General features: G+C 74.7%; 23 protein-coding genes. 13 read left to right on the top strand and 10 right to left on the bottom strand.

What is annotated here, in order from left to right:
• Window positions 1-18 precede the first annotated feature (18 nt).
• Window positions 19-549 carry a hypothetical protein gene (locus HL663_RS00415; RefSeq protein WP_173026531.1) on the top strand — a complete coding sequence of 177 codons (531 nt, stop codon included), beginning with the start codon at window positions 19-21 and terminating at the stop codon, window positions 547-549.
• A 21-nt stretch (window positions 550-570) separates the two neighbouring features.
• Here the strand turns inward: HL663_RS00415 and pdxH are convergent, their stop codons facing one another.
• Together pdxH and HL663_RS00425 are read right to left on the bottom strand one after the other, a co-directional pair.
• The gene (gene pdxH, locus HL663_RS00420) at window positions 571-1,248 is read right to left on the bottom strand and encodes a pyridoxamine 5'-phosphate oxidase (RefSeq protein WP_173026532.1); all 678 of its coding nucleotides are present in this window, start codon (window positions 1,246-1,248) and stop codon (window positions 571-573) included.
• A gap of 80 nt (window positions 1,249-1,328) precedes the next feature.
• Window positions 1,329-2,612 carry an MFS transporter gene (locus HL663_RS00425; RefSeq protein WP_353654108.1) on the bottom strand — a complete coding sequence of 428 codons (1,284 nt, stop codon included), beginning with the start codon at window positions 2,610-2,612 and terminating at the stop codon, window positions 1,329-1,331.
• Window positions 2,613-2,678: 66 nt separating this feature from the next.
• On the opposite strand from HL663_RS00425, the gene HL663_RS00430 reads away from it, so the two are divergent.
• The 3 genes from HL663_RS00430 to serC all read left to right on the top strand — a co-directional run bounded on the left by HL663_RS00430 (window position 2,679) and on the right by serC (window position 6,630).
• Window positions 2,679-3,629 (top strand): NYN domain-containing protein, encoded by a 951-nt coding sequence (locus HL663_RS00430; RefSeq protein WP_173026533.1) that lies wholly within the window; start codon window positions 2,679-2,681, stop codon window positions 3,627-3,629.
• A 129-nt stretch (window positions 3,630-3,758) separates the two neighbouring features.
• The gene (locus HL663_RS00435; protein WP_173026534.1) at window positions 3,759-4,874 is read left to right on the top strand and encodes a citrate synthase 2; all 1,116 of its coding nucleotides are present in this window, start codon (window positions 3,759-3,761) and stop codon (window positions 4,872-4,874) included.
• A gap of 628 nt (window positions 4,875-5,502) precedes the next feature.
• Complete coding sequence (gene serC / locus HL663_RS00440) at window positions 5,503-6,630, top strand: phosphoserine transaminase (RefSeq protein ID WP_173026535.1); 1,128 nt, start codon at window positions 5,503-5,505, stop codon at window positions 6,628-6,630.
• 181 nt (window positions 6,631-6,811) lie between these two features.
• Here serC and HL663_RS00445 read toward each other — a convergent pair whose 3' ends face one another.
• The 3 genes from HL663_RS00445 to HL663_RS00455 all read right to left on the bottom strand — a co-directional run bounded on the left by HL663_RS00445 (window position 6,812) and on the right by HL663_RS00455 (window position 10,235).
• Entirely contained in the window at window positions 6,812-8,119 is a 1,308-nt protein-coding gene (locus HL663_RS00445) for an MFS transporter (protein ID WP_173026536.1), read from the bottom strand.
• Window positions 8,116-8,559, bottom strand: coding sequence for a MarR family winged helix-turn-helix transcriptional regulator (locus HL663_RS00450; RefSeq protein WP_286175809.1), 444 nt, complete (start codon window positions 8,557-8,559; stop codon window positions 8,116-8,118). The genes HL663_RS00445 and HL663_RS00450 overlap by 4 nt, the downstream gene beginning before the upstream one ends.
• A gap of 176 nt (window positions 8,560-8,735) precedes the next feature.
• The gene (locus HL663_RS00455) at window positions 8,736-10,235 is read right to left on the bottom strand and encodes an NCS2 family permease (protein WP_173026537.1); all 1,500 of its coding nucleotides are present in this window, start codon (window positions 10,233-10,235) and stop codon (window positions 8,736-8,738) included.
• 73 nt (window positions 10,236-10,308) lie between these two features.
• Here HL663_RS00455 and HL663_RS00460 point away from each other — a divergent pair, with 73 nt between their 5' ends.
• Window positions 10,309-10,572, top strand: a complete 264-nt coding sequence (locus HL663_RS00460; protein ID WP_286175810.1) for a DUF2530 domain-containing protein — start codon at window positions 10,309-10,311, stop codon at window positions 10,570-10,572.
• Window positions 10,573-10,611: 39 nt separating this feature from the next.
• Here the strand turns inward: HL663_RS00460 and HL663_RS00465 are convergent, their stop codons facing one another.
• Together HL663_RS00465 and HL663_RS00470 are read right to left on the bottom strand one after the other, a co-directional pair.
• Window positions 10,612-11,358 (bottom strand): DUF3027 domain-containing protein, encoded by a 747-nt coding sequence (locus HL663_RS00465; protein WP_173026538.1) that lies wholly within the window; start codon window positions 11,356-11,358, stop codon window positions 10,612-10,614.
• Complete coding sequence (locus HL663_RS00470; RefSeq protein WP_173026539.1) at window positions 11,358-11,756, bottom strand: cold-shock protein; 399 nt, start codon at window positions 11,754-11,756, stop codon at window positions 11,358-11,360. The genes HL663_RS00465 and HL663_RS00470 overlap by 1 nt, the downstream gene beginning before the upstream one ends.
• 296 nt (window positions 11,757-12,052) lie before the next feature.
• Between HL663_RS00470 and HL663_RS00475 the strand changes: the two genes are divergently transcribed.
• On the top strand, window positions 12,053-13,342 hold the full coding sequence (locus tag HL663_RS00475; RefSeq protein ID WP_286175812.1) for an MFS transporter: 1,290 nt from the start codon (window positions 12,053-12,055) through the stop codon (window positions 13,340-13,342).
• A 10-nt stretch (window positions 13,343-13,352) separates the two neighbouring features.
• Here the strand turns inward: HL663_RS00475 and HL663_RS00480 are convergent, their stop codons facing one another.
• Window positions 13,353-14,291: a hydroxymethylglutaryl-CoA lyase gene (locus HL663_RS00480; RefSeq protein ID WP_173026540.1), complete on the bottom strand. Its 939-nt coding sequence runs from the start codon at window positions 14,289-14,291 to the stop codon at window positions 13,353-13,355.
• 108 nt (window positions 14,292-14,399) lie between these two features.
• On the opposite strand from HL663_RS00480, the gene HL663_RS00485 reads away from it, so the two are divergent.
• The 6 genes from HL663_RS00485 to HL663_RS00510 all read left to right on the top strand — a co-directional run bounded on the left by HL663_RS00485 (window position 14,400) and on the right by HL663_RS00510 (window position 21,635).
• Window positions 14,400-15,131 carry a hypothetical protein gene (locus HL663_RS00485; protein WP_173026541.1) on the top strand — a complete coding sequence of 244 codons (732 nt, stop codon included), beginning with the start codon at window positions 14,400-14,402 and terminating at the stop codon, window positions 15,129-15,131.
• Window positions 15,132-15,204: 73 nt separating this feature from the next.
• Window positions 15,205-15,918: a response regulator transcription factor gene (locus HL663_RS00490; RefSeq protein ID WP_173026542.1), complete on the top strand. Its 714-nt coding sequence runs from the start codon at window positions 15,205-15,207 to the stop codon at window positions 15,916-15,918.
• Between the two features lie 2 nt (window positions 15,919-15,920).
• On the top strand, window positions 15,921-17,363 hold the full coding sequence (locus HL663_RS00495; protein ID WP_502709036.1) for a sensor histidine kinase: 1,443 nt from the start codon (window positions 15,921-15,923) through the stop codon (window positions 17,361-17,363).
• Window positions 17,364-17,428: 65 nt separating this feature from the next.
• On the top strand, window positions 17,429-18,835 hold the full coding sequence (locus HL663_RS00500; RefSeq protein WP_173026544.1) for a S1C family serine protease: 1,407 nt from the start codon (window positions 17,429-17,431) through the stop codon (window positions 18,833-18,835).
• Between the two features lie 84 nt (window positions 18,836-18,919).
• A complete protein-coding gene (locus HL663_RS00505; RefSeq protein WP_173026545.1) occupies window positions 18,920-20,923 on the top strand; it encodes a DUF2339 domain-containing protein in 2,004 nt (667 codons plus the stop codon).
• A gap of 70 nt (window positions 20,924-20,993) precedes the next feature.
• Entirely contained in the window at window positions 20,994-21,635 is a 642-nt protein-coding gene (locus HL663_RS00510; RefSeq protein WP_173026546.1) for an HD domain-containing protein, read from the top strand.
• On the opposite strand, the gene HL663_RS00515 is transcribed toward HL663_RS00510, so the two are convergent.
• Window positions 21,616-22,392 carry a DUF4031 domain-containing protein gene (locus tag HL663_RS00515; protein WP_173026547.1) on the bottom strand — a complete coding sequence of 259 codons (777 nt, stop codon included), beginning with the start codon at window positions 22,390-22,392 and terminating at the stop codon, window positions 21,616-21,618. The genes HL663_RS00510 and HL663_RS00515 overlap by 20 nt on opposite strands.
• Before the next feature lie 206 nt (window positions 22,393-22,598).
• Here HL663_RS00515 and HL663_RS00520 point away from each other — a divergent pair, with 206 nt between their 5' ends.
• Window positions 22,599-22,889 (top strand): WXG100 family type VII secretion target, encoded by a 291-nt coding sequence (locus HL663_RS00520; RefSeq protein WP_173026548.1) that lies wholly within the window; start codon window positions 22,599-22,601, stop codon window positions 22,887-22,889.
• 7 nt (window positions 22,890-22,896) lie between these two features.
• Here the strand turns inward: HL663_RS00520 and HL663_RS00525 are convergent, their stop codons facing one another.
• Window positions 22,897-23,415, bottom strand: a complete 519-nt coding sequence (locus HL663_RS00525) for a GNAT family N-acetyltransferase (RefSeq protein WP_286175815.1) — start codon at window positions 23,413-23,415, stop codon at window positions 22,897-22,899.
• Window positions 23,416-23,468 lie beyond the last annotated feature (53 nt).

A 23,468-nucleotide genomic window follows, 5' to 3' on the forward strand; every position in this document is an offset into this window, starting at 1 on the left:
GGGCCTACCCTCGCCGGTGTGGAGCCGTTCGCCGAGGTCCTCGCCGCCGGGGGTCGCTCGAACTCGCTGGGCCGCGCCGGCGAGGTCCTCGCGCTGCTGCGCACCGACCCCTCGCGCGTCGACGAGCTCGTCGCGTGCATCTCTGCCGACGACGCCTGGGTGCGGATGCGCGCCGTCGACACCTTCGAGAAGCTCGTCCGCGAGGACCCCTCCCTCGGGCAGCCCCACCTCCCCCACCTCCTCGGCGAGCTGGCCCGCAGCGAGCAGGCGTCGGTGCAGTGGCACGTCGCGCAGCTGCTCGCCCTCCTCGACCTGGACGACGACGAGCGCGCACAGGCCGTCCGCTGGCTGACCGGGCGCCTGCGCACGACCGAGGTCGACTGGATCGTCGCGGCGCAGTCGATGGCCACGCTCGTCGGCCTGCACCGCGACGGGCACGTCACCACCGGGTCGGTGGTCCCGCTGCTCGAGGTGCAGACCACCCATCGCTCGGCCTCGGTGCGCCGCAAGGCCGCCCGCTTCCTCGACGAGGTCCGCGGGCGCGGCTGAGCACCGCGCCCGCGCCCGTCGTCACGGCTGGCGGCGCGAGACCTCCCACGACGCGGCGTCGGACAGGTCGCCCTCGCCGACGCGCGTGTAGACGATGCGGTCGTGCAGCCGGTTGCGGCGGCCCGCCCAGAGCTCGACCTCGTCGCAGACGATGCGGAAGCCGCCCCAGAAGTCGGGGACCGGCACGTCGTCCTGCGACCCGTGGTCGGGGAACTCCTCGGCCCGGGCGCGGTAGGCGGCCTCGAGGTCGGCGCGCGAGCCGACCGGGCGCGACTGGTCGGACGCCCACGCCGAGATGCGCGAGCCCCACGGTCGCGAGGCCCAGTACTCCTCGACGGCCTCGCGCTCGAGCTCGACCGCGCGGCCGCGGAACCGGACCGCGCGGTACATCGCGGCCCAGGTCAGCCCGGCGGCGGCGTGCGGGTTCGTCGTCAGCTCGCGGCCCTTCGTCGAGGTGAGGGCCGTGACGAAGCCCGGACCCTGCTCGTCGAGGAAGCGCAGGAGCACGGTGCGGACGTTCGGCCGGCCCTCCGCGTCGACGGTGGCGACGGACGCGGCGAGCGGCTCGACGACGTCGCCCTGCTCGTCCGAGCGGCGCACCGCGTCGTCGACCCAGGCGCTCACCTGGGCGAAGGGGGTCTCCAGCAGCTGCTCCTCGGCGAGCCCGTCACCGGTGTAGTCGATGCGTCGTGGGTCCATGCCGCCACCCTAGGACCGCCCGCCGACGACCCGAGGTCGCCTGCGCACGACCGGACCCCGGCCGTGCAAGGCGGCGGTGGTCAGGGCGTCGGCCGGCGGGCGTCGTAGCGCAGGAACCCGGGCTGCCACAGCGAGAGCAGGACGACGGCGGCGACGCACGCGATGCCGCCACCGACGGCGGTCCACCCCTCGCCGGCCCGCTCGGCCACCCCGCCGCCGGCGAGCTCACCGAGACGAGGGCCGCCCGCGACGACGACGATGAACACGCCCTGGAGCCGTCCGCGCATCCGGTCCGGCGCCGCCGACTGGAGGATCGTCGTCCGGAACACCGCGCTCACCGCGTCGGCCGCCCCCGCGAACGCCATCGCCGCGAGGGCCAGGAGCAGCGCGTGCTCCCGCGACACCAGCCCGTCGGCCGCGAGCAGCGCCACACCGAGCCCGCTGATGCCGACGCCCCACCCGGCGACGCTCACCATGATGGCCGCGCCCTGCCGTCGCACCCCGCCGAGCCGGCCGGAGAGGGTCATGGCGAGGATGCCGCCGACGGCGGTCGCGGCGTAGAGCGCGCCGACGGTCGTGGCCCCGCCGCCGAGGATGACCGCGCCGGCCGCCGGGAAGAGCACGCGCGGCTGCGCGAGGAGCATCGCCGCGATGTCGGCGACGAAGGTCATCCGCACGTTCGGGGCGGTGCGCAGGAAGCCGAAGCCGTCGAGGACCGAGCGCAGCCCGACCCTCCTGGGCGCGTCGTCGCCCTCCCCGCGGTCCGGGGGCACCGGGTGCAGGCGCCAGAGGCTGGTCACCGCGGCGAGGGTGAGCACGGCGTCAGCGGTGTACGCCAGGCGGTAGCCGCCCCGGTCGACGAGCACGCCGGCGAGCAGCGGCCCGACCGTCATCGCCGTGTTCATCGCGAAGACCGACAGCGCGTTGGCGGCCGGCAGCTGGGCCGGCTCGAGGATGCGCGGGTAGATGCTCGTGCGCGCCGGCGACGAGACGGCGAAGGCGCCGTTCCACACCGCGACGATGCCGTAGAGCAGCCAGACCGAGGTGCTGCCGGCCCAGGCCTGCGCGGCGGCGACGAGGCTCGTCGCGCTCGCCACGAGCGTCGCGACGAGGCCGACCAGCCGCCGGTCGTGGTGGTCGGCGAGGGCCCCGCCGTACAGCCCCATGACGACGAGCGGCACGAGCGCGAAGAGCCCCACGAGCCCGACCGAGGCCGTCGACCCGGTGAGGTCGTAGACCTGCAGCCCGACGGCGACGACCGCCATCTGCGAGCCGACGTTGGAGAGCGTGAAGCCGGTCCACAGGCGCCGGTAGTCCCGGTTCTCCCGGAACGGGGTGAGGTCCGGGAGGAGCGAGCGCAGCACCGGCGCATCATCCCCCACCGCACGGACCGGCCCCGACCCGCGGTGCGCACGCGTAGCCTCGCGACCATGACCGACGACGCGCGCATCGCGCTGCTCATCGACGCCGACAACGCCCGCGCGCGCCGGCTCGACGTCATCCTCAACGAGCTGGCGGGCCTCGGCGAGACGACCATCCGTCGCGCGTACGGCAACTGGACCAAGTCCGAGCTCAAGGGCTGGCAGGAGATCCTGCACGAGAACGCGATCCGCCCGATGCAGCAGTTCGACCCCTCGAAGGGCAAGAACGCCAGCGACATGGCCCTCGCCGTCGACGCGGTCGAGATCCTCCACACGCAGCGGCCCGACGCCTTCGCCATCGTGTCGTCGGACTCCGACTTCACCCCGCTCGTCATGCACCTGCGCGAGCACGGGGTCGCGGTCTACGGGTTCGGCGACTCCAAGACCCCGGCGCCGTTCCAGAGCGCGTGCACCCGCTTCCTCGTGCTCGACCGCCTCTCGGCCCCGAGCGGCCAGGCCGACGCCACCGAGGCCCCCGACGCGCCCGACACCGTGGAGACGGCGGAGGCCGCCGCCCCGGAGCCGGCGACCGGCCGCGCGCCCCGCCGCGCGACGAAGAAGGCGACCACCGCGGGCAGGGCCACCGTCGCGACCGTCGGGGGCGAGGACGCCGCCGAGGCCCCGCGCAAGACCGCGACCAAGGCGGCCAAGGCCCCGGCCAAGACCGCCCGCGCGAGCGCGAAGAACGGCAACCCGCCGCCCGAGCGCGCGACCCGCGCCCAGCTGCGCGGCGACAACCGCCTCGTCGCGCTGCTGCGCCGCGCCGTCGAGAGCGCGGCCGACGACTCCGGCTGGGCGAAGATCGGCACGGTCGGCCAGCGCATCTCCAACCAGTCCTCGTTCGACTCGCGCAACTACGGCTACGCCAAGCTGAGCAAGCTCCTCGAGGCCTCCGAGCTGTTCGAGATCCGCGACGGCGGCTCCCCCGACATGGCCGTGCGCGACCCCCGCGCCGGCTGACCGCTCGCCGGGCGGCGCGACCACCCGGCGACGACACCGTCCCACCCGCCGGTCCCACGGGTGAGGCACGGGCACGGCGACGTGCACAATGGGCCAGCCCGACAAGGACGACGAGCGAACGGGGATTCGATGCCCAGCACCACGGACGACCCGAACTTCTATCCCGGACTCGAGGGCGTCATCGCCTTCGAGAGCGAGATCGCCGAGCCCGACAAGGAGGGCGGGGCGCTGCGCTACCGCGGGGTCGACATCAACGACCTCGTCGGGACCGTGTCCTTCGGGCAGGTGTGGGGGCTCCTCGTCGACGGCGAGATGGACCCGGGCCTGCCGCCCGCCGAGCCGTTCCCGCTCCCGGTCCACACCGGCGACATCCGCGTGGACGTGCAGTCGGCCATCGCGCAGCTCGCGACGGTGTGGGGGTTCAAGCCGCTGCTCGACATCGACGACGCGCAGGCGCGCGACGACCTCGCCCGCGCCTCGGTCATGGCGATCTCCTTCATCGGCCAGTCCGCCCACGGCCAGGGCCGCCCGATGGTCCCGCAGTCCGAGGTCGACAAGGGCCGCACCATCCCCGAGCGGTTCATGATCCGCTGGCGCGGCGAGCCGGACCCCAAGCACGTCGAGGCCATCGACGCCTACTTCATCTCCGCGGCCGAGCACGGCGTCAACGCCTCGACCTTCACCGCGCGCGTCATCGCCTCCACCGGCGCCGACGTCGCCGCCTGCCTCTCGGGCGCGATCGGTGCGCTGTCGGGCCCGCTGCACGGCGGCGCCCCTTCTCGCGCCCAGCACATGATCGAGGGCGTCGAGGAGATGGGCGACGCGGTCAAGTACGTCAAGGGCGTCTTCGACCGCAAGGAGCGCCTCATGGGCTTCGGGCACCGGGTCTACCGGGCCTACGACCCGCGCGCCGCGGTGCTCCGCGACACCTGCAAGCGCCTCGGCGCCCCCCGCTACGAGGTCGCCCTCGAGCTGGAGAAGGCCGCCATCGCCGAGCTCGCCGAGCGCTACCCCGAGCGCCGGATGGAGACCAACGTCGACTTCTGGGCGGCCGTGCTGCTCGACTTCGCCGAGGTCCCGGGCGACATGATGACGCCGCTGTTCGTCGCCGCCCGCACGGCCGGGTGGTCGGCGCACATCCTCGAGCAGAAGCGCACCGGCCGGCTCATCCGGCCGAGCTCGCGCTACGTCGGCCCCGGCGAGCGCCCGCTCTCGGACGTCGCGGGCTGGCGCGCCAAGGACTGACCCCCGGCGCCGAGCCACCACGCACAGCGCACCGACGCCCCCGGCCACCCGGCCGGGGGCGTCGCCGCGTCCGGGCCCGACCCACCCGCGCCATCCCCGCACGTGCGGGGATATCGCTGTCCGGGAGTCCAGCCAGCCCCGACAAGCCCGCACGTGCCGGGTTATCGCTGTCCGGCACCCGACCCACCCGCGGAAAGCCCGCACGTGCCGGGTTATCGCTGTCCGGCACCCGACCCACCCGCGGAAAGCCCGCACGTGCCGGGTTATCGCTGTCCGGCACCCGACCCACCCGCGGAAAGCCCGCACGTGCCGGGTTGTCGCTGTCCGGCACCCGACCGAACCGCGGAAAGCCCGCACGTGCGGGGTCGTCGCTGACGTCTCCGCCCGCCCCGACGGCCCGCCACGCGCGTGACGGTCCTCTCATCTGGTGGACCCGACGTCCGCCATCCGGTCACGGGCTGTGAGGATGGGCGGCGGTCGTGGTCCGTCGACGATGCCGGCCCGGCCATCCTCGGTCCGTGGCGCCCGCGCCCGTGCCGGTCCGGCGCCCGCCCGAGGACCCGCGCCCGGGACCACCGGGCGGACCCGGCCGGCCCCCGCCGGCACCGACCGACCACGGAGACGACACGTGAGCGACGCCCCGATCACCATCCCCGCCGACCTGCTGCCCCTCGACGGTCGCTTCGGCTCCGGACCCTCGAAGGTCCGCCCGGCGCAGGTCGAGGCCCTCTCCGCCATCGGTCGCACGGTGCTCGGCACCTCCCACCGCCAGGCGCCGGTCAAGAACCTCGTCAAGTCGGTCCGCGAGGGCCTCGCGACCTTCTTCGACGTCCCCGAGGGCTACGAGGTCGTCCTCGGCAACGGCGGCTCGACCGCGTTCTGGGACATCGCCGCCTTCGGCCTGGTCCGCGACCGCGCCCAGCACCTCGCGTTCGGCGAGTTCTCGAGCAAGTTCGGCTCGGTCACGAAGAAGGCCCCCTTCCTCGGCGACCCGACGATCATCACGAGCGAGCCCGGCAGCCGCCCCGACCCCGTCGCCGAGGCCGGCATCGACACCTACGCGTGGGCGCACAACGAGACGAGCACCGGCGTCATGGCCCCGGTCCGCCGGGTCGAGGGCGCCGACGACGACGCGCTGGTGCTCATCGACGCCACCTCCGGCGCGGGCGGCCTCCCGGTCGACGTCTCGCAGGCCGACGTCTACTACTTCGCCCCGCAGAAGTCCTTCGCCTCCGACGGCGGCCTCTGGCTCGGCCTCTTCTCCCCCGCGGCGCTCGCCCGGGTCGACGAGATCGCCGCGTCCGGCCGCTGGGTGCCCGACTTCTTCAGCCTCCCGACCGCGATCGACAACTCGCGCAAGGACCAGACGTACAACACCCCGGCCGTCGCGACCCTCGCGATGCTCGCCAACCAGGTCGAGTGGCTCAACGAGAACGGCGGCCTCGAGTGGGCCACCGGTCGCACCGCCGACTCCAGCGGCCGCCTCTACGAGTGGGCCGAGCGCACCGAGTACACCAGCCCCTACGTCACCGACCCCGACCACCGCAGCCGGGTCGTCGCGACGATCGACTTCGACGACGCGGTGGATGCCTCCGCCGTCGCGAAGACGCTGCGGGCGCACGGCGTCGTCGACGTCGAGCCGTACCGCAAGCTCGGCCGCAACCAGCTGCGCGTCGCCTGCTTCCCGGCGGTCGAGCCCGACGACGTGAGCCGCCTCATCGCCTCGGTCGAGCACGTCGTCGAGCGCCTCGCCTGACCGGCTGCCGCCCCCACCCGCAGCACGCACGCCGCCCCGGCCCGTCCACGAGGACGGTGCCGGGGCGGCCTCGTGTGCGGGGGTGGGACCGCGGGTCAGCCGCCGACGACGGCGTAGACGACCGCGACGACGACGAGGACCGCGAGCACCCCGAGGGTCATCCGGCGGCGGAAGAGCGGCGTCACCGCGCCGGCTCCGGCAGGGGCACCCGGTGCTCGTCCCGGTCGTCGGCGCTGGGCACCGTCGTCACGCTGACGCGCGGGCGGCGCTGCGACTCGTAGCTCACCCGGACATTCTCCGCCCGGGCCAGCCAGAACGAGACACCGACCAGCGCGAGCCCGACCGCGACGGCCCCGATGCCGATGGTCCAGCGCGGCCCGAACTGCTCGGAGATCCAGCCGATGAGGGGCGCGCCGGCCGGCGTGCCACCCATGAAGATCGCCATGTAGAGGGCCATGACCCGCCCGCGCATCTCGGGGGCGACCCGGGTCTGCACCATCGCGTTGGCCGTCGTCATCGCCGTGAGGGCGGTGAGCCCGACCGGCACGAGGGCGAGCGCGAACAGCCAGTACGAGGGCGCCACGGCCGCGGCGGTGGCGGCGAGGGTGAACCCGACGAGCGCCAGCAGCAGCACCCGCAGGCGCGGCTCCTTGCGGCGGGCCGACAGCAGCGCCGCGGTGAGCGACCCGACCGCCATGATCGACCCGAGCAGCCCGAACTCGCCGGCCCCCTTGTCGAACACCTTGGTCGCCATGAGAGCCATCGTGATCTGGAAGTTCATCCCGAACGTCCCGAGCACGAAGACGAGCAGCATGACGAGCTGGATGTCGCGCCGCTGCTTGACGTACGCGAACCCCTCGCGGATGCCCCCGCGCCCCTTGGCCCGTCGTGGCGAGCGCAGCTGCGAGACGTTGAGCATCGCGAGCGCCGCGAGCACGAAGACGAAGGTCAGCGTGTTGAGCAGCAGCGCCTCGCCGGTGCCCCACCACGCGATGATCAGACCGGCGACGCCCGGGCCGATGAGGCGGCCGGCGTTGAACGACGCCGAGTTGAGCGCCACGGCGTTCGCGAGCTTCTCGGGCGGCACCATCTCGGAGACGATGACCTGCCGCGCCGGGTTGTCGATCGCCGTCGTCACGCCCTGGACGAGCGCGATGGCGTAGACGTGCCACAGCTGGGCGGCGCCGGTGACGGCGAGCACGCCGAGGACGAGGCTCGTCAGCGCGAGCATGCTCTGCGTGACGAGGAGGATCCTGCGCCGCGAGAAGCGGTCGGCGATGAGGCCGGTCCACGGCGCGAGCAGGAGGAAGGGCAGGAACTGCAGTCCGGTGACGATGCCGAGGGCGGTCGCCGAGCCGGCGGTCAGCACGGTGAGGACGAGCCAGTCCTGGCCGACGCGGCCGATCCAGGTGCCGACGTTGGAGACGAAGCCGCCGAGGAACCACAGGCGGTAGTTGCGGATCTCGAGCGAGGTGAAGGTGGGGCTCATTCGGCGGCCACCCGTTCGAGCAGGGCCGTCGCCTCGGCGAGGAGCGCACGCTCGTCGTCGGTCAGCCGCTCCAGGCGCGTCGCCAGCCACTGGTCGCGCCGCCTGCGGGTCTCGCGGATGGCCCGCCGACCCTCCTTGGTCAGCGAGAGGATGACCTGCCGGCCGTCGGTCGGGTCGTCGGCCCGCGCGACCAACCCGCGCTCGACGAGGCCGTTGACCGTCCGGCTCATGCTCGGGGCCGAGACCTGCTCGATCTCCGCGACCTCCTTGGGCGTGCGCGGCCCGTCCTCGAGGCGCACGAGCGCCGAGAACTGGTGCGGCGCCAGCTCGGTGGAGCTCTCGAAGCGCACCCGGCGCGAGATGCGCATGCACACCATGCGCAGGTCGCTCGTCAGGCGGTCCTTCTGCGTGCGGGTCATCGTCGGGGCGGGTGCGGGCACGGGGTTCTCCAGCGGTGGTCGTCATCAGTCGTTAGCACAACTCATTACCGTGGCTAACTATTCCACCGTCCTGCGACGAGCGGGGCCGCAGCCGCACAGGAGCCCGTCGCACGCCGAGGCGCCCGCCCCGCGGTGTGCGGGACGGGCGCCTCGGGTGCCTCGGCTGCCGTGGGGCCTCAGCGGTTGGTGACGACCTCGGTGATCGGCTCGATGAAGAAGTAGACGACGAAGAGCAGCGCCGTGACCCACATCATCGGGTGGACCTGGCGGACCTTGCCGCGCACGATCTTGATGAGGACGTAGACGACGAAGCCCGCGCCGATGCCCGCCGTGATCGAGTAGGTGAACGGCATGAGGATGATCGTGAGGAACGCCGGGATGGCGATCTCGACGTCGTCCCAGGCGATCTCCTTGACCTGCTGCATCATGAGGAAGCCGACGAGGACGAGCGCCGGGACGGCCGCCTCGTTGGGGATGATCTTGACGAGCGGGGCGAAGACCACCGCGACGAGGAACAGCACGCCGGTGACGACGGACGCGAGGCCGGTGCGCGCGCCCTCGCCGACGCCGGACGCCGACTCGATGTACGAGGTGTTCGACGAGACGCCCGCCGCGCCGCCCGCGGCGGCGGCGACGGAGTCGACGACGAGGATGCGCTGGGTGTTCGGGGGGTTGCCCTCCTCGTCGAGCAGGCCGGCCTCGGCACCGATGGCCGTCATCGTGCCCATCGTGTCGAAGAAGTCGGCGAGCAGGAGGGTGAAGACGAGGAGCACGGCGGCGACGACGCCGACGCGGTCGAAGGAGCCGAGGAGGTTGAACTCGCCGAGCGTCCCGAAGTTGATGGCGTCGACCTGGTCGGGCCACGCGGGGACGTTGAGGTTCCAGCCGAGCGGGTTGATCTTGTTCGTGCCGTCGGCGTTCTGGCCGACCACGGTCGGGCCGACCTTGGCGATCGCCTCGACGACGAAGGCGACGAGGGTCATCGCGATGATCGAGATGATGATCGCGCCCCGGACCTTGCGCACCCACAGGGCGACGATGAGGACGACACCGAGCGCGAAGACGAGCGTCGGCCAGCCGGCGAGCTGGCCGCCGATGCCGAGCTCGACCGGCACCGTGCCCGCGCCGGTGCGGCGCACGAAGCCCGCGTCGACGAGCCCGATGAGCGCGATGAACAGGCCGATGCCCACCGAGATCGCGGTCTTCAGCTGGGCCGGGACGGCGTGGAAGACCGCCTGCCGGAAGCCGGTCAGCACGAGGACGAGGATGACCAGGCCCTCGAGCACGACCAGGCCCATCGCGTCGGCCCACGTCATCTTGCTCGCGATGGCGTAGGCGACGAAGGCGTTGAGGCCGAGCCCGGTGGCCAGCGCGAGCGGGAAGTTCGCGACGAGCCCCATGAGGATGGTCAGCACGCCCGCGACGAGCGCCGTGCCCGCCGCGATCGCCGCGAGGTTCGGGGCGTCGCCGCCGCCGAGGAACTTGCCGTCGGCGTCCTGCACGTACCCGAGGATCAGCGGGTTGAGGACGACGATGTACGCCATCGTGAAGAAGGTGGCGACGCCACCGCGGACCTCGCGGCCCACGGTGGAGCCGCGCTGGTGGATGTGGAAGAACCGCTCGAGGTAGCCCGGGTGCGTGGGGCCCGCGTCGGCGGTGGTCGTGGTCTCGGCCATGGCGAGCAGGCTAGTGGCGCCGGGAGCGTCGCGGGTTTCGGGGGTGTGTCGGCGAGATCGCTACGCTGGCGCCGTGACCGACGAGCCCACCCGCGCCCCCGACCCCGCGCTGCTGGGGCGCTCGGCCCCGGTCGACCCCCCGGACGTGCCGACGCGCACGCTCGTGCTCGTCGGGTCCGGCGTCTGGGCCGTGGCCCTCGTCGTCAGCCTGCTCGTGCCCTCGCTCCACACGGGCGAGCGCTCGTGGTGGCCGTGGGCCTGCGTCACCGGCCTCGCCCTCGGCGCGTTCGCCTGGTGGTACGTGCGCCGCGGGCGCGGCAACGCCGCCGGCGCCTGAGGCGGCCGGCGGCGTCGGAGGACCGACCGTCAGGTCAGGTCAGGTCAGGTCGAGGGCGTTGTCGTCGAGGATCGGTGCCGGCACCCGCTCGGGGGCCGGGGCCTCGAGGTCGGCCTCGGAGTGCGCGCCGCAGCCGTGGTCGAGGCTGACGACCTTGCCGTCGGACGGCGACCACTCGTTGGCGCAGACGCCGAAGACCGCGCGCAGGGCGCCGGCCATCGGCAGGAAGTAGCCGCACGAGGAGCACGGCATCGGGGCCTTGACCGCGACCGGGGCGGCCGGGCCGTTGTCGCCGTCGTACCAGCGGCGGGCGGCGACGTCGCGGCCCTCGGCCGACAGCACGCGGACCCGGCCGAGGCCGAGCTCCCACTGCGCGGCGGCGTCGACGTCCTCCTCGCCGGTGGCCTCCCAGCCGGCCTCGAGGTGGGGGTCGGCGTCGAGGTACGGCGTGACGTCGCCGGGGCCGAGGTCGCCCGGCGCCAGGCGCGAGGCGTAGGGCAGCCACGTGGGGCTGAGCAGCGCACCCTCACCGGGGACGAGGTCGGTCTCGCAGACGGTGACGGTCTTGGAGCGGGCGACGCGCGCGACGGAGACCGCCCAGCGCCAGCCGCGGTACGCGGCGGCCGTGCACGTGAAGTAGTGCGTCGCGAGGCGCTCGTCGACCATCTCCATGCCGAGGTGCTCGCCGACGGAGCCGGGCTCGGCGAACTCGGCCAGCGCGTCGCGCGCGACGTCGACCGCGTCGCGCAGGGTGGCGTCGGGACGCACCGTGGTGGCGGGCGCCATCAGAGCTCGAGGTCGGCGGCGACGGCCCGCAGGACCTGCGCGACCTGGTTGCCGTGCTGCTTGTCCGGGTAGTGGCCGCGGCGCAGCGACTCCGAGAGCGAGTCGAGGAGCTTGATGACGTCCTCGACGATGACGACCATCTCGTCGGCCGGCTTGCGGTCGCGGACGCGGCGGTTGGTGGCCACCGAGGGCGCGGGGTCGAGGACGCGCACGGCCATCGCCTGGGCGCCGCGGCGGCCCTCGGCGATGCTGAACTCGATGCGCTGGCCCCCCTTGAGCCCCTGGACGTCGGAGGGCAGGGCGGACGCCGGGACGAACACGTCCCCCTCGCCGCCGTCGCCGGACACGAATCCGAAGCCCTTCTCGGCGTCGAAGAACTTCACCTTGCCAGTCGGCACGGTCCACCTCATCCATCGTCGTACGCGCGGGGCACCCGGGAGCGGGCACCGCAGCCAAGGCTAACCGCTGGGGCCGACACCGCGCTGCCGGGTTCTCGCGCCCCCGCCCGACCCCACGCGGATCGGGCGACCCGAGAACGCCGCGCCTCCCCCGACGACCGTTCCCGGGTGGAGCGCCGCCGTATCGGGTGACCCGATACTCAGGTGACGAGCGGGCGGGCCGGGGACGACCGGCGGACCGGGGCGGGCGGAGAACCCGGTCGCCCGGTGTCGGCGGCTCGTGGGAGCGTGTCCCGGTGCCCGAGCCCGCCGCCTCCCCCGTCACCGACGACGCGCACCTCACGGTGCGCGGCTTCTGGGCGGCGCTGCCCCCGGCCGGGCGCTGGCTGCTGTCGACGACGGCCATCTCCACGCTCGGGCGGGGGATGACGCTGCCGTTCACCGCCATCTACATGCACGAGGTCCGCGGCGTCCCGCTGTCGGTCACCGGCCTGCTCATGGGGCTCATCGCCGGCGTGGCCGTCGTCGTCACCGCGCCCGTCGGCGTCATCACCGACCGGGTCGGCGCGCGCCCGGTCGTCATCGCCGGGCTGCTCGCGCAGGTCCTCGGCGCCCTCGTCATGGCCTTCGCGACGACCGTCACCGGCCTCACCGTCGCCGTCGTCCTCCTCGGCATCAGCTTCGGCGTCGGGTGGCCGTCGTTCAACGCGATGATCGCGAGCATCGTCGAGGGCCGCCTGCGCACGCAGTACTTCGGCATCAACTTCGCCCTGGTCAACCTCGGCATCGGCATCGGCGGCGTCGTCAGCGGCTTCCTCGCCGACGTCTCCCGCCCGGGCACCTTCAGCGCGATCTTCGTCGTCGACGCCGTCTGCGTCCTCGTCCCGATCGCCCTGCTGCTCGGCCCGCTGCGCTCCGTCGCGGGTCGTCCGCCGCCCCCGGCGCCGGGTGACGCCGCGGGCACCGGCTACCTCGCGATCCTCCGGCAGCCCGCGGTCCTCTGGCTCACGGCGCTCACCTTCCTCTCGAGCTTTGTCGGCTACGGCCAGATGGAGGCCGGCTTCCCGGCGTTCGCCCGCCAGGTCAGCGAGGTCTCGACCCGCACGATCGGCTTCGCCTTCGCGGCGAACACGGCCGTCATCGTGCTCATGCAGTTCCTCGTGCTGCGCCGCATCGACGGCCGCCGCCGCACGCGCGTCTTCCTCGGCCTCGTCGTCCTGTGGGCGCTCGCGTGGGCGCTGCTCGGCGCCACCGGGCTCGTCGCGGGCACGCTCGCCGCGGCGACCGGCGTCATCGTCTTCCACGTGTTCTTCGGCCTCGGCGAGACGTTGCTGCAGCCCACCGTGCCCGCCATCGTCAACGACCTCGCGAGCGACCACGACCGCGGCCGGTACAACGCCGTCTCCGGGATGGCCTTCCAGGTCGGCGCGATCACCGCGCCCATCGCCGCCGGGTGGCTGCTCGACCGCCGGCTCGCCGGCGTGTTCGTCGCCGTCCTGCTCGTCTGCCTCGGGTCCGTCGCCGTGCTCGCGCTCGCCCTCGAGCGGCGCATCTCGCCCGAGGTCAACGGGGTCCGCCCCCGCTGACGCCCCGGGCTCAGCCGCCGGTCAGCGCCTTGACCACCCGCGAGGGCGAGGGCCGACCGAGCACCCCCGCCATCCAGGCGGAGGTCTCGACGAGGGCGTCGAGGTCGATTCCCGTCGCGACGCCGGCGCCCTCGAGGGTCCACACCAGGTCCTCGGTCGCGAGGTTGCCGGTCGCCGACTTCGCGTAGGGGCACCCGCCGAGGCCGCCGGTCGAGGCGTCGACGACGCTCACGCCGTCGCGCAGGGCGGCGAGGGTGTTGGCGAGGGCCTGGCCGTAGGTGTCGTGGAAGTGCACGCCGGTGCGCTCCGGCCCGATGCCGGCCGCGTCGAGCCCCTCGAGCAGCCGGTGGACGTGCCCGACCGTGCCGACACCGATGGTGTCGCCGACGGACAGCTGGTCGCAGCCGAGGTCCATGAGCCGTCGGCAGGCGTCGACGACCTGGGTCACCGGCACCGGCCCCTCCCACGGGTCCCCGAAGCACATCGACACGTAGGCGCGCACCCACAGCCCCTCGGCCCGCGCCCGCTCGACGACCGGTGCGAACATCGCGACCGACTCCTCGAGCGAGCGGTTGAGGTTCTTGCGGGCGAAGGTCTCGGTCGCGCTGCCGAAGATCGCGACGGCACCGACACCGGCGGCGAGCGCCCGGTCCAGGCCGCGGACGTTGGGGACGAGCACCGGCCGGCGGGGGCCGCGCCCGCCCTCGCCGAGCAGCCCGAGGACCTCCTCGGCGTCGGCGAGCTGCGGCACCCAGCGCGGGTCGACGAACGACGTCGTCTCGACGGTCTCCAGCCCCGCGGCGACCAGGCGCCGGACGAACTCGGCCTTGACGGCGGCGGGCACGACGGCCGACTCGTTCTGCAGCCCGTCCCGCGGCCCGACCTCGTAGACGGTGACCCGCTCCGGGAGGGAGGGGTCCGGTTCGACCTGCGGCAGTGCACGGCTCACCCCTCGATCCTGACACGCCGGACCTCCACGGGGGATGCCGCCCGCCCTCTATCCTCGTGCGCGGTGGCCGATCCGCAGCCGCCCCGACCCGAGGGGAACCCAGACACCGTGAGCAGCAGCGACGACCACCGCGACCCGACCGCGCCCCCGCCGCTCCCGGAGCCCACGGACCAGGGGACGACGGACCCGTGGTCGACCGACGCGGCGCCCGGTGCGGACGACACCCGGGCGGTCGGGCCGGAGGCGACCCAGCCCTTCACCCCGCCGGCGCCGCCCGCGCCCCCGGCCGCGGACCCGCCGCACTACTCCACCCCGTCCTACGACCTGCCGGCGTACGACGCCGCGCAGGACGCCCCGGCCCCTCCCGCCCCCTCCGCGTCCGACCCGTACGGCGCGGGCCCGTTCCCGTCCGCCCCTCCCACCCCGCCCGCGAACCCCTACGGCTCGCCCGCCCCGGCCGCCTACCCGCCGCCGCCCGGTGCCGGGTACCCGCCGGCCCCCGGCGCGCCCTCGCCCTACGGGATCGACCCGGCCTGGGCCCCCGGGGCCCCCGGCTCCCCCTACGCCGCGCCCCGCAACAACACGAGCGCCCTCGTCCTGACGATCGTGTCGGGGCTGACCACGGTCATCACCATCGCGTTCTGCGTCGGGATCGTGTTCATCCCCGCGCTCGTCTTCGGCATCGTCGGCCTGACCAAGCAGTCCTCGGACCCCGAGAGCTCCCGCAGGATGGCCCGCTGGGGCTGGATCTCGTTCGGCGTCGCCATCGGCCTCGGCGTCCTCGCGCTCGTCGGGATCATCGTCCTCGCGGGCACGAACGGGGCCTTCACCGGCACCTGACGGGCCGCGGCTCGCCGGTCCCGCCCAGCGGACGTCCAGCCGACTCCCAGACTTCGGCGCGAGACTGGGAGACGTGAGCACCACGCAGCCCCCCGAGGCCCGGCTCCTCGTCGTCGAGGACGAGCCGAACATCCGCGAGCTCCTCGCCACCTCGTTGCGGTACGCCGGGTTCGACGTCGCCACCGCCGCGAGCGGCTCGGAGGCCCTCAAGGTCGCCGACGACCACCAGCCCGACCTGTGCGTCCTCGACGTCATGCTCCCCGACATGGACGGCTTCACCGTCACCCGCCGGCTGCGCGACCAGGGCCGGCGCCTGCCCATCGTCTTCGTCACCGCGCGCGACTCGGTCGACGACAAGATCAAGGGCCTGACCGTCGGCGGCGACGACTACGTGACCAAGCCGTTCAGCCTCGAGGAGGTCGTCGCGCGCATCCGGGCCGTCCTGCGCCGCACCCGCGGTGACCTCGACGAGGACCGGCCCGTCCTGCGCTTCGAGGACCTCGAGCTCGACGAGGACAGCCACGAGGTCCGCCGCGGGGCGCGCGTCATCGAGACGAGCCCGACCGAGTTCAAGCTGCTGCGCTACCTCATGCTCAACCCCAACCGGGTGCTGTCCAAGGCGCAGATCCTCGACCACGTCTGGGACTACGACTTCCGGGGCGAGTCCGGGATCGTCGAGTCCTACATCTCCTACCTCCGGCGCAAGATCGACGTCGAGGGCGCCCCGCCGCTCATCCACACCAAGCGCGGCGTGGGCTACGTCCTGCGCCTGCCCCCTCAGGCCTGATGGTGTCCCGCTCCCGGTCGGCGGCCCGTGTCGTCGGCCGGCTGGAGGCGGTGCCGCTGCGCACCCGCCTCCTGCTCATCGTCGGTGTCCTCGTCGGCGCGGCGCTCATCCTCACGAGCATGGTCACGGCGTACCTGCTCAAGAGCGACCTCGACGCCCGCGTCGACGCCGAGCTGCGCAGCGTCCTCAGCCCGGTCGCCACCCAGGCGATCGCCGACATCCAGGACCGCTCCACCGAGTCCCTCCCGACGAGCTACGCGTTCGCCATCCAGACCCCCGCCGGCCAGCTCGTGCGCCGCCCGGCGGGCCAGGAGTCGGAGCCCCTCCTGCCCTCGCTCGTCTCGTCCGACGCACGGGTGCGCACCCAGACCCCCTTCACCGTCGGGTCGAAGAACGACCGGATGAAGTGGCGCTTCATCGCCGCGCGCGTCACCGACAGCGACGCGGTCATCGCCGTCGGCGTGCCCTTGGAACCGGTGTCGCACACGGTGACCCGCCTCCTGGTCTCCACCGCGCTCATCGGCACCATCGCGCTCGTGCTCTCGCTCGTGCTCGGGCACTTCGCGGTGCGGCGCGCCTTCCGGCCCCTGCGCCGCATCGAGGACACCGCGGCGGCCATCGCCGAGGGCGACCTCACCCAGCGCATCCCGGTGCGACAGGCCGACGACGAGGTCACCTCCCTCGCGCGCAGCCTCAACGCGATGCTCGCGCAGGTCGAGACCTCCTTCGCCGTCCGGGAGGCCAGCGAGGAGCGGATGCGCCAGTTCGTCGCCGACGCCTCGCACGAGCTGCGCACCCCGCTGGCGACCGTCGGCGGCTACGCCCAGCTCTACCGCCAGGGCGCCGTGCGCGACCCCGAGGCCGTCGGCTCCGCGATGGAGCGCATCGAGGCCGAGTCCGGCCGGATGAGCACCCTCGTCGAGGACCTGCTGACCCTCGCGCGCCTCGACGAGGAGCCCGAGGTCGAGCACACCGACGTCGACCTCACGGTCCTGGCCGCCGACACCGTCGCCGACGCGCGGGCCCGGGCCCCCGAGCGACGCATCCAGCTCGTGGGGTTCGACGGCGGCGTCGAGCCCACGGTCGTGCGGGGGTCCGAGCCCCGGCTGCGGCAGGTCGTCACCAACCTCGTCGCGAACGCGCTGCGGCACACCCCCGACGGGACGCCCGTCGAGGTCGCCGTCGGCCTGCGCGACGGCGTGCCGAGCCTCGAGGTGCGCGACCACGGGCACGGCGTGCCCCCCGAGATCTCGACGAAGGTGTTCGAGCGCTTCTACCGGGCCGACCCCTCGCGCGGGCGCGCCGGCGGGGGCGGCACCGGCCTCGGGCTGGCGATCGTCGCCGCCATCGTCGCCGGGCACCACGGCCGGGTGGGTGTCGCGGAGACCCCGGGCGGCGGCGCGACGTTCGTCGTCCGGTTCGCACAGCGGACTCCCAGCCACTGACCAGCGCACGTCCACCTCGGGGGCGTTGAGTGGGATCCAGTCGAGCAGAAGGAGACCCGTCGGCGATGAACGACCAGCAGCCCCGCACCCCGGAGAACCCCGGCCCGTGGACCGCCCCGCAGTGGTACACCCCGCACGGTGGTGCCACCACCGCGACGCAGCCGACGGGCGAGGGCTCGCCGACCACCCCGGTCCCCACCGGGTACCCCCAGAGCACCCCGACCGGTCCGATGGCCCCTCCCCCTCCGTCGGGGCCGTTCGGGCCGGCCGGGGGGTCCGGACCCTCGGGCGTCCCCTCCCGCGGGTCCGGGCGTCGCCGTGGCGCCGAGATCGTCGGCGTCGCGGTCCTCGCCGCCGTCCTGTCCTCCGGCGGCACCCTGGCCGCGACCCGGCTGATGGACGACACCTCGACGACGTCGACGGTGTCCACCTCCCAGTCGGGTCGCGGCGCGGACGTCGTGCCGGTGCAGCAGGCCGACGCCTCGGCCCCCAACTGGGCCTCCACCGCGAAGGCGGTCTCGCCGAGCGTCGTGGCCATCACCGCGCAGCTCGCGAACGGTGAGGCGCAGGGCTCGGGCGTCATCATCGACGGCAACGCGCACGTCGTGACGAACAACCACGTCGTCGCCGGCGCGCAGAAGCTCCAGGTGACCCTCGCCGACGGCCGCACCTTCTCCGCGCAGGTCCGGGGCACCGACCCCTCGACCGACCTCGCGGTCATCACCATCGACAACGCCCCCGACGACCTCACCCCCATCGCGATGGGCGACTCCGAGGCCCTCTCGGTCGGCGACCCGGTCATGGCCGTCGGCAACCCGCTCGGCCTCGCCGGCACGGTGACGACCGGCATCGTCAGCGCGCTCAACCGCCCGGTGAGCACCCAGGCCGAGGAGCCGCAGCAGGAGCAGAACCCGTTCAACGGCGGGTTCCAGCAGCAGCAGCAGACCGCGGAGCCCGTGGTGACCAACGCCATCCAGACCTCGGCCGCGATCAACCCCGGCAACAGCGGCGGCGCCCTCGTCGACGCGTCGGGCCGCCTCGTCGGCATCAACTCCTCGATCGCCTCGCTCGGCCAGTCCTCCGGCGGGCAGTCGGGCAGCATCGGCATCGGCTTCGCGATCCCGGTCACCGAGGTGCAGTCGATCACCAAGCAGCTCATCGACACGGGCAAGGCCCAGCACGCCTACCTCGGGGTCTACCCGCAGGACGGCAGCGCCTCCGACGGCTCGGCCACCCGCTCCGGCGCCGAGGTGACCAAGGTCGAGGCCGGCACGCCCGCCGAGAAGGCCGGCCTGCGCCAGGGTGACGTCATCGTCGCGATGAACGGCGACCCGGTCGACGGCGCGGAGTCGCTCATCGGGTACGTCCGCGAGCAGTCGGTCGGCAGCACCGTCACCCTGACCGTCCTGCGCGACGGCAGGAGCACCGACATCCGCGCGACGCTCGCCGCGGCCGCCGGCAGCCAGGGCTGAGCCGCCCGCTCCACGGGGCGCCCGAGCCCGGCTGAGTACCGGTGCTCAGGCGCCCCGTGGGCGTCCGACGGGAGTCTTGGGGGCATGACGCACCGGGACGACGTGGCACGCCTCGAGGTCGAGTTCGCCGACGCGATGCAGCGGATGTACACCGTCGGCAACGGCCTCGCCCGGCTCCGCCGCGAGCTCGAGGTGCCGCCGGTCGTCACGACCACCCCCCGCACGGCGTCGGCCGCCGTCCGGTCGGGTGACCCCGCGCAGGGCGGGGTCGCGGGAGCCGCGCAGGGCGGCGTCCCGCACCAGGCCGCCGGGACGGGACACCAGGGAGTCCCCGTCCCGGCGGTGGCCGGTGCACCGGCCGGTCCGGCTCCCGTCGGCCCGGCACCGGTCGGCCCGTCGCCCGCAGGGGTGGCGTCGGGCCACCCGGTGGCACCCCCCACGTGGGGAGCGCCGCCGACCGGGGCACCCGGTGGGCGCCCGCTCGTCGGCCCGCTCGCGCCGTCGGCCCCCGTCGAGCCCTGGTACCGCCGGGAGGGCGCGGTGACCCGTGTCCTCGCCGTCTCCGGCGCCGTCATCACGCTCTCGGGCGTGGCGATGCTCCTCGTGCTCGCCGTCCGGCACGGATGGTTCGGCCCCGGCGCGCGGGTCACCGCCGGCGCGCTCCTCGCAGGACTGCTCGGTGGTCTCGGCGTGCGCGGAGGGGCGCGCGACCGCGACTCGGGCTCTCCCGCGGGGAGCGCACCCGTGGCCCTCGTGGCCACCGGGGCGGCCGTCGCCTACCTCGACGTCGTCGCCGTCACGGCCCTCTACGGATGGCTGCCCGCGGGGGCCGGCGTCCTGCTGTGCCTGGGGGTCGCGGCCCTCGGCTCGGCGCTCGCGCGGCGCTGGGGCAGCGAGCTGCTCGCCGTGCTGCTCGTCGGCGGGGCCGGTCTCTTCGCCCCGGTCGTCGCGGGCCGCGCCGACTGGCTGCTCGCGGCCGTCCTCGCCGTGCTCGCCGCCGTCGGGTGGTGGGCCACCGCAGGGCGCACGACCCCGTGGCTGACGCTCGTCCGCGTCGTGCCCGTGACCCTGGCCCTGCTGGCCGGCGCCGCCTCCACGGCGGGACGGCCCGGCGCCGTGCCGCTCGTCGCCGTGGGGCTGCTCGTCCTCGCCGGCACCCTCGTCACCTCCGCGCTGTCGGTGCGCCGCGACGCCGACGACATCGCCTCGAGCGCCGCGCTCGCCATCGTCGCGACCGGGGCGCTGGCCGCCGCGGCCGCCCTGCCGCAGACCCCGCGTTCCCTCGTCCACGGCGCCGTCGGCGCGGTGCTCCTGCTCGCCGCGACGGCCCTCGGCCGGGCGCCGGTCGGGCGCGTCGCGTCCCACCTGCTCGTGACGACGGCCACCGCCGGCAGCGTCGCCGCCGTGCTGGCGGTCCTCTCCGGCACGCCGGACGGGTTCGTGCGCAGCGGCCTCCTGCTCCTCGCCCTCGCCCACCTCGCGGTCGCCGGGGCGACGCGCTCGCGGATCGCGCTCGGCCTCGGAGCCGGGATCGGCGCGCTGGGCGTCCTCGCCTGGCTGCCGGACGTCCTCGCGGTGACGACGGTCCGGCTGGCCGCCGACCACGACCTCGCCGCGGCGTTCGTCACGAGCGTCCTCGCCGGGGGCGTGGCCGCCCTCGCGTGGTGGGCCGCGTGTGCCGTCCGCGGTGTCGCCGACCCCGTCCGCCGGTTCGCGGCCGTCGTCGCGTGGTCCGTCGGGCTCGCCGCCACGGCCACCGCGCTGGTGAGCGTCGGCACGCTCGCCGGGCTGCGCCTGCAGGCGACCGAGACGGGCTTCACCGCCGGTCACGCCGTCGCCACGGTCGTCTGGATGGCGGCCGCCGCCGGCCTGCTGCTGCACTCGCTCGAGCGCCCGTCGGGGTCCGACCTCGCCCTGCGCAGCGGCCTGCTGCTCAGTGCCGTCGCCGTCGCCAAGCTCTTCCTCTTCGACCTCGCCGCCCTCGACGGCGTCCTGCGGTCCGTGGCCTTCATCGCCACCGGGCTGCTGCTCCTCGCGACGGGAAGCCGCTACGCCCGGGCCTGGGAGCGCGCCCGGCCGCGCACGTGACGCGGGCGCAGGTGACGCGCGGGTCCCGTTCTGCCAGAGTGGCCGTGTGAGCGGGCTGCATCGTCGGTGGGTGGCCGACGTCGCCGTCGCGGTGCCGGGGGCGGAGCGCGCCGACGTCGAGCGGCTCGGGAGCGACCTCCTGCGGCGCTGGAGCGAGCCCCACCGCCGCTACCACGACGTCGCCCACCTCACGGAGGTCCTCGCCGCGGCCGACGTGCTCGCGCGCGGGGGGCGCGGCAACCGGGCCGAGCGGTCCGCCGTCATCCTTGCGGCCTGGTTCCACGACGCGGTGTACGAGGGGCGGGGCGGTGATGACGAGCGCCGGAGCGCGGCCCTCGCCGCGCGCGAGCTCGGGGTGCTCGGCGCCGACGAGGCGCTGGTCGACCGGGTCGTCACGCTCGTCCTCGACACGGTCGAGCACGACATCGCCGATGCCGCGGCGGACGACGGGCCGGACGCCGACCGGGCCATCTTGCACGACGCGGACCTGTGGATCCTCGCCTCTCCCACACCGCGGTTCGACGAGTACTGCCGCCAGGTGCGCGAGGAGTACGCGCACGTCCCCGTGGCGGAGTACACGGTCGGGCGGGCCGCGGTGCTGCGCCCGTTCCTCGTGCGCCCGCACGTCTACCGCTCGGAGCTGGCCCGGCGTGAGTGGGAGCCCGCCGCGCGCGAGAACCTCGCCCGCGAGCTCACCCGGCTGGCGGGCTGAGCACCGCCTCGACGAGCGGCCACCAGAAGGTCGTGCCGCAGAGCCGCTCGAGCTCGGACGGGGTGACCCAGCGCCGGTCGGAGGTGTCGTCGTGGGCCGAGGTGAGCGCGGGACGCGTGGATGTCAGGTGCGTCTCGAAGAGCTGGAGCAGGTCGCGGCCGGCCGTCCACGGCCCTTCGCCTTCGACGCCCCGGAAGCGCTCGTAGCCGACGGGCCGCAGCGCGTCGGGGTCGAGCAGCAGGCCGGTCTCCTCGTGCACCTCGCGGACCGCGTTCTCGCGCACCGTCTCCCCCGGCTCCCGGCCGCCACCGGGTGCGCCCCACTCCTGCCGCCACACCGAGCGCACGACGGCCAGATCCCCGGACGCGTCGTGCACGAGGACGAGGGCGGCGAAGACCCGCCGGTCGGTGGCGTCCCGGGCCGAGCGGATGAGGTCGACGTCGACGACGACGCCGTCGGGCATCCGCACCCCCGGCACGCGGGCCACGCCCTTGTCGCCGCGCCGCTTCTGCAGCCGCAGGCCGCTGGCCACGAGGCGGCGCAGGAGCTCGCGGGCGTCGGTCGGCTCGGCGCCCGCGGCGACGACGGCGGCGTACCGCTCCTCGGGGACGTCGTAGTGATCCCCCTCGAAGCCCCGGGCCGGGATGCCGACGCGCCGGGCGAAGGAGTGCAGCTCCTCGAGGCTGGTGTCGCTCACGAGGTGCGACCACCGTCGGCCGTGCGCCTCGACCCGCGGGGGATCGATGAGGACGGCCACCCGCCGATCGTAGGCCCACCCGGGGTCCCGTGGACGAGGCCCTGTCTCGCGCTCGGGTGGCGGCGTCCGTCCCCGTCGCCCGCCCTCCCGATGCGATGGTCCGGGCCCAGGGGCCTGTGGATAACTCCGGCGGCCGGTCGGCGGCCCGACCTAGCCTGCGGTCAGCGGGTGGTCACCGGGCCACCCACCAGCACCAGGGGGCTCCCGTGTCCGCACAGTTCCAGGTCGACACCGAGCGCATCACCGCCGCCGCCGGCGACGTCGCCCGCATCTCCGCCGAGGTCGAGGGCCAGGTCGCCGCGATGACCGCCCGCCTCGTCGGGCTCCAGGACGCGTGGACGGGCAGCGCGTCGGCGCAGTTCCAGGGCGTCGTCGAGCAGTGGCGCGGCACCCAGCAGCAGGTGCGCGAGTCGCTCGACTCGATCGGTCGGGTGCTCGGCGCCGCGGGCGCGCAGTACGCCGAGGTCGAGGCGCAGGCCGTCCGGATGTTCTCCTGACCCGGCGTCAGCGCAGGTCGAGCTTGAGACCGGCATGGGAGTGCACCCAGCCCAGGCCCTCGTAGAAGCGGCGTGCGTCCTCGCGCCGCAGGTCGGTCGTCAGCTGGGCCAGCACCGCGCCGTGGGCGCGGCCCCACGCCGCGGCCCACGCCAAGAGGGCCCTCCCGAGACCGGACCCGCGCAGGCCCGCGGCGACCCGGACGGCCTCGACCTGCAGCCGGGTCGCTCCGCCGCGCGAGAGACCGTGCAGCAGGGTCAGCTGCAGGGTCCCGACCAGCTGCCCCTCCTCGCTCCGCACGACGACGAGGAGCTGGTGGGGGTCGGCGTCGACGGCGGCGAAGGCCTCGCGGTAGGGGGCGAGGCCTTCGCCACCGGGCGCGTCCGGGGCGGCCTCACGGCCGGCGCCGATGGGGTCGTCGCGCAGGAGGGCGACGACCGCCGGCACGTCGGCGGCGCTCGCGCGCTCGAGCGTCACGACGTGCCCGGGCAGAGCGAGGCGCTGCGGCAGGTCGACGGAGGCATCCACGCCGGTGACGCTACCGACCGGTCGGCTCCGCGATCGCATGGGCCGGGTGCGCG

Source organism: Arthrobacter sp. NEB 688 (assembly GCF_013201035.1).
In the GTDB taxonomy this organism is placed as follows: Bacteria; Actinomycetota; Actinomycetes; order Actinomycetales; family Dermatophilaceae; genus Phycicoccus.

What these genes read in the sequence shown, in the direction of transcription:
- pdxH (WP_173026532.1), bottom strand. Translation starts at nt 1,248, where the DNA reads ATGGACCCACGACGCATCGACTACACCGGTGACGGGCTCGCCGAGGAG.
- HL663_RS00430 (WP_173026533.1), top strand. Translation starts at nt 2,679, where the DNA reads ATGACCGACGACGCGCGCATCGCGCTGCTCATCGACGCCGACAACGCC.
- HL663_RS00435 (WP_173026534.1), top strand. Translation starts at nt 3,759, where the DNA reads ATGCCCAGCACCACGGACGACCCGAACTTCTATCCCGGACTCGAGGGC.
- HL663_RS00445 (WP_173026536.1), bottom strand. Translation starts at nt 8,119, where the DNA reads ATGAGCCCCACCTTCACCTCGCTCGAGATCCGCAACTACCGCCTGTGG.
- HL663_RS00455 (WP_173026537.1), bottom strand. Translation starts at nt 10,235, where the DNA reads ATGGCCGAGACCACGACCACCGCCGACGCGGGCCCCACGCACCCGGGC.
- HL663_RS00465 (WP_173026538.1), bottom strand. Translation starts at nt 11,358, where the DNA reads ATGGCGCCCGCCACCACGGTGCGTCCCGACGCCACCCTGCGCGACGCG.
- HL663_RS00500 (WP_173026544.1), top strand. Translation starts at nt 17,429, where the DNA reads ATGAACGACCAGCAGCCCCGCACCCCGGAGAACCCCGGCCCGTGGACC.
- HL663_RS00505 (WP_173026545.1), top strand. Translation starts at nt 18,920, where the DNA reads ATGACGCACCGGGACGACGTGGCACGCCTCGAGGTCGAGTTCGCCGAC.